The following is a 19,905-nucleotide window of genomic DNA, read 5'->3' on the forward strand; positions in this document are numbered from 1 at the left end:
GCCCAAATCGCATTTACGAACACCTATGTAGCTGACTAAGGTAATTCGCGCTTCCGTCTGCTGTTTCGCAGGCAACGCACGCAACTCTCCGTTATCGACGTACTCAGTGCGTTTTCACACAGCCTGGACCCAAAGCAGCCGGTCATAACCGACAATATTCGTCATACACGTCCTACATGAGGCTCACCATTTTCCAGTTGAAGTATCGACTCCAAATGCGCTCTATGCCCCGGTCATCCATCCACTGCTAGACTCCATCATCTACCTGAAGTGTCGGAGGCATCATGAACTTCATTCTCTGGATCATTCTTGGTACAAGCGGACCACAGCCCTTTCGAGCGGTCGACCATGCTGAGTACAAGAATATGGAGGCGTGTCAGCACGCAGCCGATCAGATCAAGGCATCACTTGAAGGGGTGCAGTTCCAGATCAACACCATCTGCACACCCAAGGACAATACAAAATAACGCGTGATCCTCAGGTGCCCCTGCTTGCCACGAAGGGCCGTTGCCGACTCAGTGCCACCACCCTCATGGGCAATAGCTAGCTATCTTGGCTGACCTTTGCGTGCTGAGCGGACACCACTTGGTTCAGGATGCCTTCAACATACTGAACCTTAAGTTGATTCGCTAATGGGCCGAGAATTGGATTGCCATTGAACCCCGCTAAGAAACCGTCAATGTTTTCCGTAATCCAACGCGTCGCTGCTTCGACGCAGGACGGGACGGCAGGGTCAAAATTGATCGTTTCCAGTTCCTGGTCGAGACGCTTCAACACCGGTTCCGCTTCCCGCAATTGCGCGCGAACTACATCAAGGTTCGAAAGCATTGTTCACCATCTTGAGTAGTTGGCTGACTTAAAACTGAATCAGCCCTCATTTCATAGACGCATCTGAAGGGCTGCTTTTGGCTGTGGATTCAACCGGTCGACGCAACAGATTGGCTAAATCGTTCCGCCGGTGTTTCGTAGTTCAGTGTTTTCCGAGGGCGGCGATTTATGCCACGGATAGCCCTTCGCGCTGAGTTGAAAGGCGTAATCGAATAAACGCTTCATGTACTCGCCATCGAATTTCTGATTGTGCGGAAAGTAAAAGTCGGAGCCAATGTACGCAAGATTGAAATCCGCTCCATCCTGCTGCGCCATACGGTAAATTCGCTCCAGGTCGCTGATCCCCTGAGTTTGAATCAATGCACTGATGGCTCGACCACCGATGCTCAATGTACGGCGTTTCGTCCCGGACCACTGCGGCTCCAGTGTCCCATTACGAATGACATAGAAATGCCGCTCGAGTCGCAAAGGTGCTCCGGTGGCTCTGTTCAGCGCCATCTTGGTGCCAGGTGGGTAAAGGAACACCTGAGTGATTACCCCTCCGTCCACGTGCATTTCCTGAAACTGTTTGCCGTCAACGTCCACATCGATCATGACGGGTGAGACTGCGCCGGGAATACTCATCGACGCGATCATGATGTTGCGGAAGAGGTCGAGCGCTCCCGGTGCTTCGCTAGAGGCAATAGTGCCCATGTTCCACGTGACTGGCCGCCCTGAATCAAGGTCGGTTGTGCCGATCAGCAGGATTCGTCCTTTGGCGTATTCCGCCGCAATCGCCGCAAGAATCTGCGCAGTGACGTACTTTGTAATGAGCCGCGACAGTGGCTTGCTGTCCGCTATACCGTCGCTGGCAAAACGGGTTAACACGTTTCGCGAACGAAAAACGTCTTTTGGACCGATGACGTTGGCGATATGCCGAATCACGTCGTCGTACCCGGATCCCAGGTAAGCGAACGGGGCGACCAGGGCGCCCGCGCTAATGCCCGTGACGACCTTGAACATGGGGCGAGTCCCATGCGTGGTCCACCCCGTAATGAGTCCTGCTGCGAATGTGCCTGCGTCACCGCCTCCCGAAACTGCCAGCATATTTGCCAGCGGCAGGATGTTGTTCGGTTTCCCTGCCTTGGCGAGCGCCTCGCTCTCGCGTTTGTTGCCCTCAGTTGCATCCTGAATGAACAGAGTCAGGTCGTGGTCCAACCAGTAGCGAGCATTGGGAATGCCTGGGATGACCGCTTTTTCCGTTAACGTTTGCGGCACAGCATCACGGCGTGGCAAGCCCCCTTGCAGGAACATGTTCAGAGTTGAGGCGCCAGGTCTGAGCGGGAATGGTTTCAAAACGCCTCCTTGGGCCCCTTCAGCCGACTGCGACACGTCATTCGAACGCCAGGCAGCTCATTTTGCGCTCCTTTACATGATAAAAAAACTCATTGGTCGCGCGCTCCAGGTTCTATACGAAAGCCCTTGAAATCTCCAGGTTAAGGCGCAGAACGGGATATTCAGGACGGGTCACATCTCAAAAGGAACAGTGTTTGCACAAAATTTTCGGAGTTTCTCTGACGAGTTTCTCCATCAACTCGCGCGCGCTGTCGTGATCAATCAGCGCCGACACATCAGCTGATCTCCAAGGATGCGATCTTGCCGTTGTCGAGTACAAAGGTGTAGGTGAGCTCGACGGGGCTACCAGGAAAATTCCCGCTCAGCCGAGCGGGCAGGGTGACGGTCTGTCCTTCCTGCGAGCTGCCCAAATTCTCGCTACAGGGTTACCAAATGGCAAGAACGCACGAAAAAGTAAGTCAGGTAAATATGAGAGCGATTTACACCCCGTCGACCGCCGCCTGCAGCGTGGAAGCAGTGCTCCGGCAACTCGAAGGCCGCTGGAAATTGGTGATCCTGTTCCACCTTTTCGGTGGCCAGGTGCAACGCTTTTCCGAGCTGGAAAAGCTAATCCCCGAGATATCGCAGAAGATGCTCGCTCAGCAGTTACGCCAGTTGGAAGCGGATGGCATCGTGCATCGCACGGCCTATGCGCAAGTACCGCCTAAAGTGGAATATCGCATGACAGAGGGGGGGCCAGGCGCTGTGTCCGGCATTGGATGCACGATTGCAATGGGCGGAACTCAGGGAGACGCTCAATCCAGATGCTTGAGCCCCCGAGGTTTCGCAGCCTCACATGAGAGGCTGCTGCTGGTCGAGAGCCGCCTGTGGCCACGTGCACAAATCAGTCAGAAGTGAACGCTTGGCGGCGGTACCTGCAGCCATGTTTGACCCAAAGACGTCCTGAGGTATCAGACATAAAACCGTAGGGTCACCTCACAGCCGCAGCCGTAAGGTTTCAAACAGCGCGCGGTCTTCCTTTTTGGCCGATCGCGCATGGCGCCGAATGACCTGCAGCAGGCATTCGGTGAAGCAGACCGCCGGATTGCTCAGTGCGCCATTACGGCGCGTCACGATGCTCAGCTGTCGGGGCTCGAATTGCTCGGTCAGCCCCAGGGATACCACTCGCCCCAGAAATGGCGGGGCTGTGCTCACGATGGACGGCCCCCAGGTGCACATGTCGGCCCGCTCGACCATCATCTGCAAAATGGCCAGCGAATGAGCACGCACGATTCGATTCTCATCGATCTGCGCGCCGTGTTTCCAGAACAGTTCCTGCATCAGCCCATCGTGCCCGTCCGGCGCGTAGTTCAGGGTCCAGTTTTCTTCCAGTAACTCGTGGATCGATTGCGCATGCTGTCGGGCGTGCCCCTCGCGGACCAGCACCGAGGTCTGGTAATCGAGCAAGGTTTCGCAGGCGAATTCCTGGGTCGATTGTGTGGGATGGAGTTGGCCAATCGCGAAGTCCATGCTGCCGTCGCGCAGCAGCGGTTGGGCAACGGCCATCAGGCTTTCGAACAGTTCCAGCTTGATTTGTGGCATACGTTCGCGAAAAGCCAGCACGACTTCGGGCAGGAAGGTCAGGGCGACCCATGGGGTGATCCCGACGCAGAGCCGGCCTTGAGCCTTGCCACGCATGTGATCAAGCTCGGTCTGTGCGTGCTCCAGTTGCTTGATCACCAGCCGGGCGTGAGTCAGCAGCACTTTGCCGTACTCGGTGAAGTTCAGACCGCTGGCGGTTCGGGTAAACAGCGGTAGCTGTTGGCTGGTTTCCAACTCGCGCAGCGCTTTGGTCACAGCAGCCTGGGAAATCTCCAGCGAACGCGCGGCCGCGCGGATACTGCCGGTTTCGGCGCTGGCAATCAGCGCCTGTAATTGATGCAGTTTCATCTGCCCACCCTGGTGACAACTCATGGTTGTCATCATAACCAAACTGCGCCTCCCCAGCCCAGCGTCCGTTCCCTAAGATCGACCCCAACAGCGCTTTCGCTGCCGCACAACCCCTGTCGAAGGAGAACACCCATGAATGCCGGCCTGGTCCTGCCTGGTATTGCCGCGATGCAAGATGAAATGGTCGCGATACGTCACAGCATTCACGCGCACCCTGAACTGGGTTTTGAAGAATTCGCCACCAGTGAACTGGTTGCAGCGTATTTGACTCAGTGGGGCTTTGAGGTCAGCACTGGGGTGGGCAAGACCGGGGTCGTTGCCACCCTGAAAAATGGCGAGGGTCGGTCCATTGGCTTGCGCGCGGACATGGATGCGTTGCCGATACAGGAAACCTCCGGTTTGCCTTATGCCAGCCGGCTCGACGGTGTGATGCATGCCTGCGGTCACGACGGTCATACAGCAGTCCTGCTGGCAGCCGGTCAGTACCTGGCCCGGACACGGGCGTTCAATGGCACCGTCCACCTGATTTTCCAACCGGCGGAAGAAGGGCTGGGCGGTGCCAGGAAAATGCTGGAGGAAGGGCTGCTCGAACGGTTTCCGTGTGACGCGATCTTCGCCATGCATAACGTGCCGGGTTATCCCGTCGGGCATTTGGGTTTTTACAGCGGACCGTTCATGGCGTCTGCCGACACGGTTAACATCAAAATCATCGGCAACGGTGGCCATGGCGCGGTGCCGCACAAAGCCGTCGACCCGGTGGTGGTCGGTGCCTCGATCGTGATGGCCCTGCAAAGCATCGTTTCGCGCAACGTTAACCCGCAGGAGATGGCGATTATCACGGTGGGCTCCCTGCATGCCGGGAGTGCCTCGAATGTCATCCCGTCCAGCGCCGACCTGAGCCTGAGCGTACGCGCCCTGACCCCCGAGATTCGCCACTTGCTGGAGGTCAGAATCACTGAATTGGTCAAGGGCCAGGCCGAGAGTTTTGGCGCCCGGGTCCACATCGATTACCAGCATTGCCATCCGGTGCTGATCAACGATCCCGAACAGACAGCATTTGCCCATGAAGTCGCCCGCGACTGGCTGGGAGAGGAACACCTGATCGATGACTTGCGACCGTTCACGGCCAGCGAGGACTTTGCTTTTGTCCTGGAAAAATGCCCCGGCAGCTATCTGGTGATCGGCAACGGTGAGGGAGAAGGCGGGTGCCTGCTGCACAACCCCGGCTACGACTTTAATGACGGCTGCCTGCCGGTGGGCGCGAGCTATTGGGTCAAGTTGGTCGAACGTTTTCTGTGTTGAGACGGCGTATTTTCGCCCGTTGTGCCGGTAAAAAATCTGCGGCCTGAAGAGGAATAAAAATGAACAAGATGATTGCAGCCGTTTCCCTGGTGTTCCTGACGGCCTCGAGCCTGGCGGGGGCGGCCGACTGGTCTGGCAAAGTGTTGAAGCTGGGGGTGGACCCGACGTATCCACCGCTGGAATACAAGAACCAGGATGGCACGCTGACCGGCTTCGGGGTCGACATCGCCGAGGCGTTGTGCGCCGAACTGAAAGCCCGATGCGTCTGGGTGGAAAGCAGTTGGGACGGGATGATCCCGGCACTGCTGGCGCGCAAGTTCGATGCGGTGGCGTCGTCGATGACCGTCACACCCAAACGCCTGGAGCAGATTGCGTTTACCGACAAGGTGTCCAATGCACCGACACGGTTAGTGGCCAAGCGTGGATCGGGATTACAGCCGACCCTCGAATCGCTCAAGGGCAAGCGCATTGGTGTAGTGCAGGGTTCGACCCAGGAGTCCTATGCCAAAGCGGTTTGGGGTTCCAAAGGCGTGGACGTTCTTTCCTATCAAAATCAGGACCAGGTGTACGCCGACCTGGTCGTGGGGCGACTTGATGCCTCGTTGCAGGGTTCCATTCAAGCCAGTTACGGCTTCTTGAAGACAGCGGCGGGTAAGGACTATGAATTTGCCGGTGCCACTCTGGATGCCCCGGGTTTCTTCGGCGTCGGTGATGGCCTTGGTCTGCGCAAGGAGGATGTCGCGTTGCGCGAAGACTTGAACAAAGCCCTGGCAACCATTCTCGCCAACGGTACTTACGCGCGGATCAACAACAAGTACTTCGATTTTGACGTCTACGGTGCCCGGTAACGGCGCCAACTGACGCGTCGTCGTTACCTTGAACAGGGCGCTCGTTCGAGCGCTCTATTGCCCCCTTCACCTCACCCTAACAAGAACAAGGAGAGTGAGATGCTTCTGGAAGGTTTTGGCCCGCAGATTCTGCTGGGCACCCTGGCTACCATCAAACTGGCGCTTTGTTCATTGCTGATCGCCGTCCTGATCGGGCTGATGGGCGCCAGTTCCAGGTTATCGTCCAATCGTTTGTTGCGCACGCTGGCCACGGCCTACACGACCATGATCCGCAGCATGCCGGACCTGGTGATCATGTTGCTGCTGTTCTTCAGCCTGCAGATGCTGCTCAACCGGATGACCGATTGGCTGGGCATCGCCCAAATTGATATCGACCCGTTTCTGGCCGGTGTCGTGACGCTGGCATTCATTTACGGGGCCTACTTTACCGAGACTTTTCGCGGCGCCTTCCAGGCAGTCCCGGCGGGGCAGATCGAAGCGGCGAGGGCCTACGGCATGACTCACGGGCAGACCTTTCGCAAAATCCTGTTCCCGCAAATGTTGCGTCATGCGCTACCCGGCATTGGCAACAACGTGCAGGTGTTGATCAAATCGACTGCGCTGGTATCGATCATCGGCCTGACAGATGTGGTCAAGGCCACCCAGGATGCGGGCAAGGGCTCGATGCAGTTCTTTTACTTCACGCTGGTTGGCGGCCTGATCTACCTCGCCATTACCACGGTTTCCAATGGTGTGTTGCTGTGGCTGGAGCACCGCTACTCGGTCGGTGTCAGGAAGGCTGCGTTATGAACGGCATTCTCCAGGACTACTGGCAGGCTTACCTGTGGAGTGACGGGCCATACTTTTCCGGGTTGGCGGTGACTTTGTGGCTGCTCATACTTTCGGTGGTGATGGGTTTTGTGCTCGCGGTGCCGTTGTCGATTGCCCGCGTCAGCCGCAACCCGCTGCTGCGCCTGCCCGTCTGGTGTTACACCTACGTGTTTCGTGGCACCCCGTTGTACATCCAGCTGCTGTTCTTTTACACCGGGGTGTACAGCTTGCATGTGGTGCGGTCCCAGGACTTTCTCAACGCGTTTTTCCGTGACGGTTTCAACTGCACTGTACTGGCTTTCGGGCTCAATACCTGTGCCTACATGACCGAGATTTTCGCCGGCGCCATCAGAGCGACAGCTCACGGCGAAATCGAGGCCGCCAGCGCCTACGGGATGAGCCGATTCTCGCTCTATCGCCGGATCATTCTGCCGTCGGCGTTGCGCCGCGCACTGCCGTTTTTCAGCAATGAAGTGATTCTGATGCTGCATTCCACTTCGGTGGCCTTTACCGCCACGGTGCCCGATTTGCTGAAGATCGCCCGGGATGTCAACTCGGCGACCTATGCATCCTTTACCGCCTTTGGCATTGCCGGGGTGTTGTACGCCGCCAGTGCTTTTTTCCTGATCTGGCTGTTTCGACGCGGCGAGCTGCATTGGCTGGCCTACCTCAAACCGCGGATGCACTGACCCCTATCGGACTTGCTCGAATGTATAAATTGATCGTTGAAGATGTCCATAAAAACTACGGCAACCATGAAGTGTTGAAAGGGGTTTCGCTCAAGGCCAGGGCGGGTGATGTGATCAGCATCATCGGCTCCTCCGGGTCCGGGAAAAGTACCTTCTTGCGTTGTATCAACCATCTGGAACAACCGTCGGCCGGGCGCATTGTCGTCAATGACGAAGAGTTGCTCACCCGCAGAAACTCAAGGGGCGAGTTGTGTGTGGTTAACCCCGGGCAGTTACGGAACCTGCGCAGCCGGTTGTCGATGGTGTTTCAGCACTTCAATTTGTGGAGCCACATGACCGTGCTGGAAAACATCATCGAGTGCCCGATGAGCGTGCTCGGTATCAGTCGGGCGCAGGCGCTGGAAAGGGCGCGTCATTACCTTGCCAAGGTGGGGCTGCCACAAAAAGTCGAGGCCCAGTACCCGGTGCATTTGTCCGGCGGTCAGCAACAGCGGGTGGCCATTGCCCGTGCGTTGGCCATGGAACCTGAGGTGATGCTGTTCGACGAACCGACCTCAGCCCTTGACCCTGAATTGGTGGGCGAGGTGCTCAAGGTCATGCAGCAACTGGCCGAAGAGGGCAGGACAATGGTGGTCGTCACCCACGAAATGGCGTTTGCCAGGCAGGTGTCGAACCACGTCATGTTTCTGCATCAGGGGCGGGTGGAGGAGTCGGGAGCGCCAGGCACGCTGCTGGAACAGCCTCAAAGCGAGCGGTTGCAGCAGTTCCTGGCCGGGAGTCTCAAGTAGCTACATTTCGATTTTCCAGGCGTGAAGGATAATTTCGAATACTAACGCCAGCAGAGCAATCGATAGACCGTATATGGACTCCTCCTCGTTGCAAGCCCCCTTCGCTTTGACGCCCGTGCCGACTGCACACGTATATTCGGCCTCTGATTTCAGCATCGATTCGATGCAGGGCCATGATGGGCTATTCGCGCGTCGGCTCCCAATTGCTTCTACGTGCTTTACGCACCTGGTCATTAGAGGGTTTTTCCGACGCCGGTTCGACCGGTTTGCCATTGTTCGGGTTGCTTCGCAATCGTGGTGTAGAGGTGCTTCTCCTTGGATAAATGGGTCAGGCCGCTGCCCGATCCGCTTGGTAATCAGTGCCGTTGCGTAGCATCGCCCAAGCCATGCGCGCAGTTTTGTTGGCTAGCGCAATAGCCGCCACATTAGGATGCGAGCGCTCAGCTAAACGGACAGCCCACTGGCTGAGCCGGTCATCTTTAAATTTGGCCGTGCGTAGTGCCGATCGTGCACCATGGATCATCAGCGCTCGCAGATAAGCATCGCCACGTTTGCTGATGCCCAGCAGTCGATCCTTGCCGCCGGAGCTGTGTTGCCTCGGCGTCAGCCCTAACGAGGCGGCCAACTGCCGGCCATTGGCAAACTGTCGGGCATCACCAATGGCAGCAACGAGTGCGGTGGCTATCATCGGGCCGACCCCGCGCAGCTGCTGCAAGCGAACGGCCGTTGGTTCACTTGCCGCGATTGCCGATATCTCGCTGTCGAGTTCGCCCACGCGTTCATCCAGTGTGCGAAGGTCGCCCCACAGGCCATTCAGCAGACGACGAAAACGTACCGTCAAACCGTTATCCGCCTCTTCCAGCCAGCACGGTATGGCGCGACGCAGCATCAGCAACTCCTTCGGAGCAACAAGGCCGTACTCGGCGATCAGCCCACGAATCTGATTGGCTTTGGCCGTCCGCTGTTCGATTAAGCCGGCCCGGATGCGATGCGTCGCCTGGATATCCTGTTGTTCGATGGTCTTGACGGCGACGAAGCGCATGCTGGGGCGGCTCATTGCCTCACAGATTGCTTCGGCATCGTTGGCGTCATTCTTGTTGCTCTTGACGTATGGTTTGACGAACTGCGGCGCGATCAGTCTCACCCGAAATCCGCGTGCCTGTAGTTGTCGCGCCCAATGATGGGCTCCACCGCAACTCTCCATACCGATTTCACAGCCGGGTTCGATTTTCTCCAGCACCGTTTGCAGCCAGCGATCACGCGGTAGGCATTGCCGCCAGATGGGTTGTTCATGACAATCCACGCCGTGGATCTGAAACACGTTCTTGGCCAGGTCGACCCCAATGCGCATAAGCTTCATGTGTGGACTCCTTCTCACGGTTGACTGTGGTTCGCACCTTCAGTCTGGCACTCAAGATGCCGAGGTGAGGAGGAGTCCATCCCATTGTATATGGCCGATTGTTGCCTCTGGCTAAGGGTAGCAGTCGATCCAAAGCGGTCGTTTCGTTGTTTGTTATGGCTTGTCACAGCTCAACGAGCTGCAAACATCCCTGTTGACAGGCTGTAAGAATCTCTTGTGCCAATTGATCATCGGCCACAGCTCGAGCTAGTGCCAAGCCACCAATCATCCCTACGGCAATTTGCAAAGCATGCTGGCGTGTATCCGCCTCTGTCGTCGATTTCAGTCCGGATTCTAGACGTGTAATGAAAGCTGCAAGCACTTGGGTATAGCTCTCCTGGATGGCTCCGTCCTGCTGAGCAGCATCATTGACCATGAAGGCTAACGGACAGTGCATTCGGCTTGCATCCCGATGGTCCATACGGAGATAGTCTTTCACTACCTGCTGCAAACCGTCTTTACCAGCCTCTTCCAGTATCGCGCCCCCCGCGTTCGCGGCATTTCTAATAGCTTCGGTGTAAAGCTCCGTTTTGGATGCGAAGTGACTATAGAAGGCCCCCCGGGTCAATCCCGCACTCTCCATAATTGAGTCGATACTGACTTTTTCGAAACCTTCTAGTGCGAAAAGTCGCGCTGCGCTATTCAGAATCATCTGTCGAGTGGTTGCGCGCTGTGTAGCAGGCCAGGGCATACGTCTTCTCCTTGATAAAGCGTGAGATGGAGTATGACAAAACGGGACTTTATGTTCTTGAACATAAAGTCATACCGACCAGAATTGCCGACTCTTCCCTCAAGGAGCTACTCATGAGATTGCACATACTGGGACCTGGATTTAGCACCTTCGTACGTAGTGTCAGACTTTACTGCGAAGAGAAAGCGCTAGATTACACACACGGGATGCACGTGGATGGTAAAACGATCACGCTCCACAGCCCTGAACACAAGGCACTGCATCCTTATGGCAAGGTCCCGGTTTTATTGCATGGAGAGCGGAGCGTAATTGAAACAACTACTATTTGCCGCTACCTGGATGAAGCCTTTGCGCACACTTCTCTAAAACCCGCTGACTTGGCCCAGAAGCTAAAGGTCGATCAGTGGTCCGCTGCCTTGGCGATGTATGCCGATGATCGACTGATACGTCGTTATCTTTTATTGCTGGTTTCACCTGTGCAGCCGTCAGGCCCAATCGATAGAGACGCCGTGGCTATCGCCGAGCCCATGGCTATCCAGACACTTGGGCTGCTGGCGAAGCAATTGGACGGGCAGCAATTTTTCTGCGGGGCGGACTACAGCATGGCGGACGCCATCCTGACGCCTATGCTCGATTATTTGGAACGCGTGCCCGAAAGTGCGCAATGGCTGAAAAAAACATCAAATCTTCGTGATTATCTTTTTCGCATGCGATTGCGCCAGTCAGGGCTCAATGTGTTGACCGAGCCGAACTTTAGTTAATGCAGAAATTGATGGACTTATAGTTCGCCCAAGGGCCGCTTTTGGCCGATTCTGTTGAAAAAGTCGGATTTTCGGATCGCCTGAACTCAGGCACGGCCATCAGCGGAGAACCTACTCACCACATTGCGTGGTTTCTCGGCCCTTCGTTGACCTTTGCTGCTCGGTTATTGGGTTAATTTGAGGTTTTTTGCTGAGTGCAGGCGCACCTATCCCGTGACCGGTGGCCCTTGAGAGGTAAATTTGGCCAGCCGTCGCAGGTTCTGTACCGCGGCGGCTAGCGTGAACTCATCGGTCGCGCCACTCATGCCACGTAGCCGCAGGCGATCCAATTTCAGGATCCGCTTGAGGTGGGCAAACAACATTTCGACCTTCTTACGTTCGTGGCGAGAGCGCTGATATGCCGGCGTCGCCGCGATGCGCCGAGCCACATCACGCGCGGCTTCATGGACGCTGCGAGCGATTTTGCGGAACGCACTGTTTGGGCAGCACTTGGCTTTCATCGGACAGGCAACGCAGTCGGTCTGCCGGGATCGGAAGATGATGGTGTTGGCTTTGGTGACGTGTGAGCGCTCGTTCTTGAAGGCTCGCCATTCGCTGCGCAATGCGTTGCCGACCGGGCAGCGGTATTCCTCAACCTCTTCATCCCAGTGGAAATCGTTGCTCGAAAAACTGTCGTTCTTGCGCTCGGTTTTGTCCCACACCGGCACGTGCGGTTCGATGTCTTTTTCCTCCACCATCCAGGCCAGCATCGGCGCGGTGCCGTACGCGGTATCGCCGATGAGGCGTTCCGGCTTGATGTCGAACTGCGCTTCGACCCGATCGATCATGGTCTTGGTGCTCTCGACCTCGGCCGTGCGATGAGCCGGTGTGGGTTCCACATCCACGATGACGCCGTGCTCGGTATCGATCAGATAATTCGTGGAATAAGCGTAGAACGCTGGGCCGCCTGGAGCCGCGGTCCAGCGAGCCTGAGGATCCGTCAGCGACAGGCGCTTCGGTAGCGTTTCGGCCAAAGCCTCTTCATCAAGGGCCTCAAGGTACTCACGCACGGCGCGGGTGCTCAGGGCCGGATCGCTCCAGTTGATCGGTTCATCGCCCGGTACGCCGCGCTGCCGACTCGCATCCGCTTTGATGATGCTGGCGTCCACGGCAAAGCCTTCGCCTTTAACCAGACCGGCGTCCATGCAGCGACGCAGCACTTCATTGAACAACCAGCGAAACAGATCACTGTCCCGAAAACGGCCGTGTCGATTCTTGGAAAAGGTCGAGTGATTGGGGACTTCATCTTCAAGGCTTAACCGGCAGAACCAGCGATACGCCAGGTTCAAATGGGCCTCTTCGCACAACCGCCGCTCGGAGCGAATGCCGTAGCAATAGCCCACGATCAGCATGCGAATCATCAGTTCGGGATCAATCGACGGACGCCCAATCGGGCTATAGAAATCGGCGAGGTAATGGCGCAGATCGTTCAGATCGAGACACCGATCAATGCTGCGCAGAAGGTGATTGGCGGGGATGTGATCTTCAAGGTTGAACGAGTAAAACAGCCGCTCCTGCCCACTCGATAACTGTCCCATCATGCTGCGTGCTTCCCTGCTGGCCAATGCATAGATTTTGCCGCAGGCCGGATAGCAGAGCTACTTCTTCAATAAAATCAGACGAAAACGGTCAGTCAAAGAACTCCATACCTGCATACGGCTGGCGCCGGCATTGCTCAAGCCTTGAAGCTAGGCTGCCTACATGCACTTCCAGGCGATGCCCATCGGGATCCGAAAAATAAAACGAGTTACCTTCGCTCGAATTGGATTTCCACTCAATAACGTTACGAAGCCGCAAGTAAGCGGTGACTTCTTCAAAATCGTCCTGCCCCACCGAAAACGCATAGTGGGTGTAATCAGGCTGTTTTTCCGCCACACGACTCTCATCGAGAGACAGACAAAGCCAGAGGTCACCGAGGGAAAGATAAGCTCCCGTCTCCCAGCGGGCAGCCAATCTAAAGCCGGGTAGAGCCACATAAAACTCGATACTGCGAGAGAGGTTCACAACCGCCAACGTAAAATGATTCAAGCCAGTCAACATGAGCATCTATCCAGAACCAGTCCACGAGAACGGTTGAGGATATCAATATCGACTTTTTCAACACAATCGGCCGAAAGCAGTCTGTCGTAAGCAGCTCCTTTGGCCATCAGCATTTCCTGTCAGCCGCGAGGGTGCGAAAGAGCGTAACGTTCGCAGAACCACGCGGCAGACCTCGGTTGTTTTCAGAAACGGCGCTGAGCAAGCCTTTCCAATAGCGGTGAGGTCGGGAGCACAGTGTCACGGCACTCATCCCTCAGAAGCGAGCGCGGCGTCCCCCATCACCTGTTGGATGCCAGCGGCCGTCTGGCGACCCACCTTGAACCACGCGGCGTACAACGCCGGGACGAAGAAAATCGTCAGCAGCGTCGCCACGGTCAGGCCGCCCATGATCGCTATTGCCATCGGCCCCCAGAACACACTGCGCGTTAGCGGGATCATGGCGAGGACGGTAGCCAGCGCCGTCAGCATCACCGGACGAGCCCGGTGAATGGCAGCATCCAGAACAGCATTCCACGGGTCGCGCCCTTCGGCGATCTCGATCTGTACCTGATCGATCAGGATCACTGCGTTGCGCATGATCATGCCACCCAGTGCGATGATGCCCAGGATCGCGACGAAACCCAGCGGCGACTGGAACACCAGCAGTGCCGGCACCACGCCGATCAGGCCCAGCGGCGCGGTCAGCACCACCATCCACATGCGGGAGAAGTTCTGCAGTTGCAGCATGAGTAACAGCAGGATGGTGATTAACATCAACGGGGCCACCGCGAGCAGCGCCTTGTTCGCCTTGTCACTTTCCTCCACCGCACCGCCCACGTCGATGCGGTAACCCGACGGTAGCTTCGCTTCGATATCCTTGAGCAACGGCTGGATTTCCTGCGTCACCGATACACCTTGCTCGCCATCCCTCACATCGGTACGCACCGTGATTGCCATATCGCGGTTACGGCGCCACAGCACTGGCTCTTCCAGTTCAGAGCGCACCTGTGCGACTTGCGACAGCGGTACTACCGTACCCTGGCGTGTGTAAAGGTTGATGTCTTTCAATGTGTCGAGGTTCAAGCGTTCCTCTGGCACGGCACGGGCCACGATGTCGATCAGGTCCTCGCGCTCACGCAGTTGCGACAGGGTTGCGCCGTTCATCACGGTCTGGGTCGCCAGCGACACGTCGGCCGGTGCGAGGCCAAGCGCGCTCGCCTTGTCCTGATCAAGCTCCACTTTCAGCGTGCGCACCGGGTCGTTCCAGTCGAGCTGGAGGTCGCGTACCTTCGGGTTGGCCCCAACCACCTTCTCCACGTCGCGGGCAATCTGGCGCACCACCTGGGTATCGGGGCCTACGACGCGGAACTGCACCGGGTAGCCGACAGGCGGCCCCAACTCGAGGCGGGTCACGCGCACCCACGCCTGTGGGAATTGTTGGTCAGCCGAGGCCACCAGCCGCGCACGTACCCGCTCGCGTGCATCCAGGTCCTTGGTCATTACAACGAATTGGGCGAATCCCGGATTCGGCAGCTCGGGGTTGAGCGAGAGATAGAAGCGCGGTGCGCCGGCGCCGGTGTAGGCGGTATAGAAACGCACGTCCTCGTCCTTCGCCAGGATCTCCTCCATGCGCTTGACCTGCTCGGTGGTCGCGGCGAACGAGGCGCCTTCCTTGACGCGCAGGTCAAAGACCAGTTCAGGACGTGAACTGTTGGGGAAGAATTGCTGCGGCACTAGCTTGATACAGGCCAGTGCAAGCACCAGCGCGCCAAACGTCGCACCGATGACCACCCAGCGGCGCTCGATGGCGGCGTCGATCAGGCGGCGCAGGCTGCGGTAGAATTTCGTGTCGTACGGATCACCATGCTGGTGCTTACCCAAGTCGTTGGGCAGCATCTTGACCGCCAGGTACGGCGTGAAGATGCCGGAGCAGATCCACGAGAACAGTACCGCGGCGCCGACGATCCAGAAGATGCCACCCGCGTACTCGCCAGTGGTGGATTTCGAGAGGCCGATCGGCAGGAAGCCCACGACGGTGATGAGAGCACCGGTCAGGCGCGGCATGGCGGTGGACTGATAGGAGAAGGCGGCCGCCTTCACGCGGTCCATGCCGGTTTCCATCTTCGCCACCATCATCTCGATGGCGATGATGGCGTCATCCACCAGCAGTCCCAACGCGATAATCAGCGAGCCGAGCGAGATACGCTCGAGGTTCCAGCCCATCGCCAGCATCACCAGCGCCACGCCGCCCAGCACCAGCGGCACCGTGGTCGCGACCACGAGGCCGGCGCGCCAGCCCAGGCTGGCCAGGCTCACCGCGATCACAATGATCAGCGCCTCGGCCAGCGCGCGCCCGAAGTCGTGAATAGCATCCTTCACCGTGGTGGGTTGGTCGGCCACGAGCTCCAGCTCCACGCCGTGCGCAAGTTCCGACTGGATCCTGGCGACTGCCGTGTCCATCGCCTTGCCAAGGTCCACGATGTTGCCGTCGCTGGTCATCGTGATGCCGAGCATCAGCACTGGCTGGCCGTTGTGGCGCACCGTGTAGGTCGGCGGATCCTCGAAACCGCGCGTGACGGTGGCAATGTCGCCGAGCTTGATCAGCCGGCCGCCTGCGGCGATGGGTACGTTGCGGATAGCCTCTTCGCTGACGAACTGGCCGCTTACGCGCACCATGACGCGGTCGCCGCGGGTGTCGATCTGGCCTGCGGGCAACATTTCGTTCTGGCTCTTGAGGCTTTCGGTGATGGTCAGCGGTGTAATGCCCAGCGCTGCCAGGCGCTCGTGCGAGAACTCGACATAGACACGCTTGGCCTGCTTGCCGATGAGATCGATCTTCTTGACCATCGGCACCTTCAGCATCTGGCGCTTGATGTCCTCGGCCGCGTCCGACAGGTCGGCGTGGCCGACGCCATCGCCCTTGATGGCGTACATCAGGCCATACACGTCGCCGTACTCGTCGTTCAGAATCGGGCCGATCACGCCGTCAGGCATCTCGAGGCTCAGGTCGTTGAGTTTCTTGCGCGCCTGGTACCAGGCCTCGCGCTGGTCAGCCTTGGAGGTGCCGCCGCGCACGGTGAGCGTCATGCCTGCGTAGCCTTGCCGCGCGTAGGTGACCACTTTTTCGAAGTTGTCGATCTGCTCGAATTTCTTCTCCATGCGGTTGAGGACCTGGTCCTGCAACTGCTGGGCGGTGGCGCCCGGCCAGATGACCATGGCGGTCATGGAGGGCACGGAAAAGTTCGGATCCTCGAGTTGACCGAGCCTGGTGAAACTGAAGGCACCGGCCACCGCGACAATGAGGAGCATGAACAGGACGATGGCGCGATGGCGCAGCGCCCAGTCGGTGAGGTTGAAGTTGTTCATCGGGCGGCCTGCTGCGTGATGTTCGCGTCAATGATCTCTGTACCGGGGAGCGCGACCTTGAGGCCGGATGCCATCTTCTGGACGCCGGCGGTGACGACCAACACACCGGTCTGCGGCCCGGAGACGAGCACCTCGTCATTGCGGTAGCCCCACACCGCCACACGCTCCAGTTCGACGAAGCCTACCGGATCCTTGCCCACAGGCGTGACGACCCACAGCGCCGGCTGGCCGCCGCTCTGCGTCAATGCAGTGGCTGGCACTGCCGCTACAGAGACACTTGTCATGACTCGCTCGGCCATCACCGTGGCGGTGGCGCCCAGCGGCAGTGCCTGGACCGGCTTGAGCCGCGCGCGATAGGTGCGCGTCTGCGCTGCAGCCTGCGGCGATAGCTCGCGCAGCGTGACATCGAAGACCTCGTTCGGCGCACTGGCCAGCGAGGCCTTGAACTGCGCGTCCTTGAAGACGGCTAGCTGATCCTCGGGCACGTCGATGACGATCTCGGATTCATCCGGGTTCGCGATCGAGACAACCGGTTGCCCCTCCGGTACGACCTGTCCGGCCTCAAAACGCACCGCCGTAACGACGCCGCTACGCGAGGCGCGCAGCATGGTGTACTTGAGCCGGTTACGCGCGAGTTCGAGCTTTCGCGCCTCGGCCTCGGCGGTTGCATGCGCGGTTTGGGCATTGGTTTGCGCGCGCTCGGCGTCGGCCGCACTGACCGAGCCGTCAGCCTTCAGGTCGGTCAGGCGCTGGCGGTCCGAGTCGGCCTGACGCGTCTGCTCGACGGCAACCGTCCACTGTTGTCGCGACGCTTGCTCGGCGAGGCGGTAGTCGCTGTCATCCAGCACAGCCAGTATGTCGCCTTCGCGCACGAACTGGCCTACCTCGACCTTGCGCTGGGCGACCTTGCCGCCCACGCGGAAGGCTTGGTCGACTTCATGTCGCGATTGTACGGTACCCACGTAGCGACTGATGTCGCGGGCATTGTCGTAGCTGATTTCAACGGTGTGTACCGGTCGTGGCGCCTGTACGGTGGGCTGGTCGGGGCTACACGCGGACAGCATGACGGCGACGGCCAGGGCGCCGGCCGCAGTAAGGGAATTCTTCAAGACGGTTCCTCTTTGGAAAACGACAGATTCTTAGGAAAGTGGTGGCCGGTCGGCTTTGGCGGATGCGGTTGGGTTGGAGGGTTGTTCGAACACCTGCCAGCCCCCGCCCAGTGCCTTGTAGAGCTGCACGCTATCGAGCAGCAGGCGGGTGTTGCTTTCGTTGGAATTCAGGCGTGCCGTCAGGCGCGCCCGCTGCGAATCCAGCAGTGGCAACAGGTCGATTTGCCCGCGGTTATACAGCGACTGGGCGCGGTTCTGCGCAGCCTCCGCGGACGCGGCGGCCAATTGCAACGACCCCGAGCGGCGGCGCTCCTGCGCAAGCGTGACGAGGGCGTTTTCCACATCCTCGAGCGCCCGTACGATGCCGTCTTCCGCGCGCAGCAGCGCCTCTTGTTGAGCACTTTCGGCCGCTTCGTTGATCGCTTGCGTGCGCCCGGCGTTGAAGAGCGGCATCGCCAGCAGGCCCGCGACGTTGGTGAAGCGCGCAGCGCCGAGATCGGCACCGTTCAGGTTGAGGCCCTGGCGGCCGAAGGACGCGCCGAGAAAGAGTTGCGGGAACCACTCGGCTTTCGCTTGCTGGCGACGAGCATTGGCGGCGTCGAGTTGTGCCATCAGCACCAGTACGTCAGGTCGGCGTTGCAGCAACTCGGCGGGCTGGCCGGGCTTGGCCTCGGGCACGTCGATCAAATCACCGCTTGAAGGCTGGATGTTTGTGGTGTTGAAAGACTGGTCTGCGATCAGCACTGCGATACGGTGACGTGCCACCGCCACTTGGGTTTCCAGCGGCGGAATCTGCGCCCGCGCCGACAAGGCGTCGGTCTGCGCGCGTTCGACGTCGAAGGCGGATGCCAGCCCCACCTGTTGACGCGCGGTGACCAAGCGTAGCGTCTCGTCCTGCATCGCCGAGATAGCGCGCAGCGTCGCGACCTGGCGCTGTGCACCGACCAGTGTGAAATAATTGCTGACGACATCGCCCATCACCAGCAGGCGTACGCCGCGCATGCTGTGCTCCGCGGCTAGCGCATCGGCGTCAGCCGCCGCCGCGCCGGCGCGCAGGCGGCCGCTCAGATCGAGCTCCCACGAGACGTCCAGGCCCACGCTGGTGGTCCTGGTATCCGGATAACCCTGTTTCGTGGCCGAGTTGTAGCCGCTACTGCGATCGCTGCCGGAGACGGATGCACCGACGCTCGGGAGCAGCCAGGACTGGCTGACGGTTTCTCCGGCACGCGCGGTACGCAAGCGCTCGGCGGCAATCTTCACGTCGCGGTTCTCACGTGCGGCTCGGCGCACCAAATCCGTCAGAACCGGGTCGTGGTAGACCTCCCACCACGCCGCTTCGGGTTCCATTTCGGAGGCCGTGCTCGCAGCGAATTTGCTCGGCAGGTCGACCGACGGCTTGACGACCGGCGTGGAGCAACCGGCCAGGGCGAGGGCGATCGAAGTGGCAAGGACGGCCGCAACGGCGAGCACGGCCGGGCGCTCGGCCCGTTTCAAGGTTGTCCGAGCGGTGTGAAGGGACAGTGGAAAGGAAGCTGGAAGTCGCGGCATCGCATTGGACTCGTGTGGATTCGAGATGGCATCAGCGTAAGGCCCGGTGTGTGCGAAGTCGTCAGCGAAGCGTCGCCGTTCGGTCGCCATATCGAGCGCACATTCATGTGGGAGACGTCACTCGCCGTCGGCATCTGCCGTGTGCTCGCCGGTTGCCAACGTGAGGTCCAAGGCAATCGACTCCAACAGCTCTTCGGCTGACGAAAACTCGCGCTGTCGTCCGGTGACCAGGTTTTCGAGGCGGCCCACCAGGGCCCCCGGCGCGGCGTCGCTACGCAGCTTCACTACGTACGAGCGGCGGCTCGGGTATTTGGATTCAGGGTTCAGGATCATCGCAGACCAGGGGGGCAAGAAAGTTCGACGACAGCGTAAGCGGTTCCCTGGGGCGAGTCGTAAGCGAAAGGTCAGACTTCGGTCTGGACAGTGCCGCTCCCACAGGTTCAG

General features: G+C 58.8%; 17 protein-coding genes and 3 pseudogenes. 8 read left to right on the plus strand and 12 right to left on the minus strand.

Annotation, left to right across the window (positions count from 1 at the left end):
* Window positions 1-284: 284 nt before the first annotated feature.
* Window positions 285-467 carry a hypothetical protein gene (locus KGB28_RS22375; protein ID WP_223447925.1) on the plus strand — a complete coding sequence of 61 codons (183 nt, stop codon included), beginning with the start codon at window positions 285-287 and terminating at the stop codon, window positions 465-467.
* Between the two features lie 76 nt (window positions 468-543).
* Here KGB28_RS22375 and KGB28_RS22380 read toward each other — a convergent pair whose 3' ends face one another.
* From KGB28_RS22380 to KGB28_RS31855, 3 genes and pseudogenes are all read right to left on the minus strand, one after another.
* Entirely contained in the window at window positions 544-828 is a 285-nt protein-coding gene (locus tag KGB28_RS22380; RefSeq protein ID WP_223447926.1) for a hypothetical protein, read from the minus strand.
* Window positions 829-917: 89 nt separating this feature from the next.
* Window positions 918-1,049 (minus strand): annotated as a pseudogene (locus tag KGB28_RS31850) (IS30 family transposase); the annotation flags it as partial.
* A 322-nt stretch (window positions 1,050-1,371) separates the two neighbouring features.
* A pseudogene (locus KGB28_RS31855) lies at window positions 1,372-2,121 on the minus strand (patatin-like phospholipase family protein); the annotation flags it as partial.
* Between the two features lie 510 nt (window positions 2,122-2,631).
* On the opposite strand from KGB28_RS31855, the pseudogene KGB28_RS22390 reads away from it, so the two are divergent.
* A pseudogene (locus KGB28_RS22390) lies at window positions 2,632-2,974 on the plus strand (winged helix-turn-helix transcriptional regulator).
* Window positions 2,975-3,138: 164 nt separating this feature from the next.
* Here the strand turns inward: KGB28_RS22390 and KGB28_RS22395 are convergent.
* Window positions 3,139-4,128, minus strand: a complete 990-nt coding sequence (locus KGB28_RS22395; RefSeq protein ID WP_411740597.1) for a LysR substrate-binding domain-containing protein — start codon at window positions 4,126-4,128, stop codon at window positions 3,139-3,141.
* A gap of 96 nt (window positions 4,129-4,224) precedes the next feature.
* On the opposite strand from KGB28_RS22395, the gene KGB28_RS22400 reads away from it, so the two are divergent.
* The 5 genes from KGB28_RS22400 to KGB28_RS22420 all read left to right on the plus strand — a co-directional run bounded on the left by KGB28_RS22400 (window position 4,225) and on the right by KGB28_RS22420 (window position 8,529).
* Window positions 4,225-5,394, plus strand: a complete 1,170-nt coding sequence (locus KGB28_RS22400) for a M20 aminoacylase family protein (RefSeq protein ID WP_223447928.1) — start codon at window positions 4,225-4,227, stop codon at window positions 5,392-5,394.
* Between the two features lie 59 nt (window positions 5,395-5,453).
* A complete protein-coding gene (locus KGB28_RS22405) occupies window positions 5,454-6,242 on the plus strand; it encodes an ABC transporter substrate-binding protein (protein WP_223447929.1) in 789 nt (262 codons plus the stop codon).
* Window positions 6,243-6,341: 99 nt separating this feature from the next.
* Window positions 6,342-7,031: an ABC transporter permease gene (locus tag KGB28_RS22410; protein WP_223447930.1), complete on the plus strand. Its 690-nt coding sequence runs from the start codon at window positions 6,342-6,344 to the stop codon at window positions 7,029-7,031.
* On the plus strand, window positions 7,028-7,741 hold the full coding sequence (locus tag KGB28_RS22415) for an ABC transporter permease (protein WP_223447931.1): 714 nt from the start codon (window positions 7,028-7,030) through the stop codon (window positions 7,739-7,741). The genes KGB28_RS22410 and KGB28_RS22415 overlap by 4 nt, the downstream gene beginning before the upstream one ends.
* 20 nt (window positions 7,742-7,761) lie before the next feature.
* Window positions 7,762-8,529: an ABC transporter ATP-binding protein gene (locus KGB28_RS22420; protein WP_150754885.1), complete on the plus strand. Its 768-nt coding sequence runs from the start codon at window positions 7,762-7,764 to the stop codon at window positions 8,527-8,529.
* A gap of 328 nt (window positions 8,530-8,857) precedes the next feature.
* Here the strand turns inward: KGB28_RS22420 and KGB28_RS22425 are convergent, their stop codons facing one another.
* On the minus strand, window positions 8,858-9,889 hold the full coding sequence (locus tag KGB28_RS22425; protein WP_223447932.1) for an IS110 family transposase: 1,032 nt from the start codon (window positions 9,887-9,889) through the stop codon (window positions 8,858-8,860).
* A gap of 163 nt (window positions 9,890-10,052) precedes the next feature.
* A complete protein-coding gene (locus KGB28_RS22430) occupies window positions 10,053-10,619 on the minus strand; it encodes a TetR/AcrR family transcriptional regulator (protein ID WP_223447933.1) in 567 nt (188 codons plus the stop codon).
* Window positions 10,620-10,732: 113 nt separating this feature from the next.
* Between KGB28_RS22430 and KGB28_RS22435 the strand changes: the two genes are divergently transcribed.
* The gene (locus tag KGB28_RS22435) at window positions 10,733-11,380 is read left to right on the plus strand and encodes a glutathione S-transferase family protein (protein WP_223447934.1); all 648 of its coding nucleotides are present in this window, start codon (window positions 10,733-10,735) and stop codon (window positions 11,378-11,380) included.
* Window positions 11,381-11,586: 206 nt separating this feature from the next.
* Here KGB28_RS22435 and KGB28_RS22440 read toward each other — a convergent pair whose 3' ends face one another.
* The 6 genes from KGB28_RS22440 to KGB28_RS22465 form a co-directional block, all read right to left on the minus strand.
* Window positions 11,587-12,960 carry a transposase gene (locus KGB28_RS22440; protein ID WP_150754102.1) on the minus strand — a complete coding sequence of 458 codons (1,374 nt, stop codon included), beginning with the start codon at window positions 12,958-12,960 and terminating at the stop codon, window positions 11,587-11,589.
* Between the two features lie 88 nt (window positions 12,961-13,048).
* Complete coding sequence (gene fos, locus KGB28_RS22445; protein WP_150754103.1) at window positions 13,049-13,459, minus strand: fosfomycin resistance glutathione transferase; 411 nt, start codon at window positions 13,457-13,459, stop codon at window positions 13,049-13,051.
* Between the two features lie 246 nt (window positions 13,460-13,705).
* Window positions 13,706-16,804: an efflux RND transporter permease subunit gene (locus KGB28_RS22450; protein ID WP_223447935.1), complete on the minus strand. Its 3,099-nt coding sequence runs from the start codon at window positions 16,802-16,804 to the stop codon at window positions 13,706-13,708.
* Window positions 16,801-17,913, minus strand: coding sequence for an efflux RND transporter periplasmic adaptor subunit (locus KGB28_RS22455; protein ID WP_223447936.1), 1,113 nt, complete (start codon window positions 17,911-17,913; stop codon window positions 16,801-16,803). The genes KGB28_RS22450 and KGB28_RS22455 overlap by 4 nt, the downstream gene beginning before the upstream one ends.
* Window positions 17,914-17,943: 30 nt before the next feature.
* The gene (locus KGB28_RS22460; protein ID WP_223447947.1) at window positions 17,944-19,461 is read right to left on the minus strand and encodes an efflux transporter outer membrane subunit; all 1,518 of its coding nucleotides are present in this window, start codon (window positions 19,459-19,461) and stop codon (window positions 17,944-17,946) included.
* 117 nt (window positions 19,462-19,578) lie between these two features.
* Window positions 19,579-19,794 (minus strand): hypothetical protein, encoded by a 216-nt coding sequence (locus KGB28_RS22465; protein ID WP_223447948.1) that lies wholly within the window; start codon window positions 19,792-19,794, stop codon window positions 19,579-19,581.
* Window positions 19,795-19,905 lie beyond the last annotated feature (111 nt).

Origin of the sequence: Pseudomonas sp. BF-R-19 (genome assembly GCF_019956445.1) — a bacterium.
Taxonomy (GTDB): domain Bacteria; phylum Pseudomonadota; class Gammaproteobacteria; order Pseudomonadales; family Pseudomonadaceae; genus Aquipseudomonas; species Aquipseudomonas fluorescens_BH.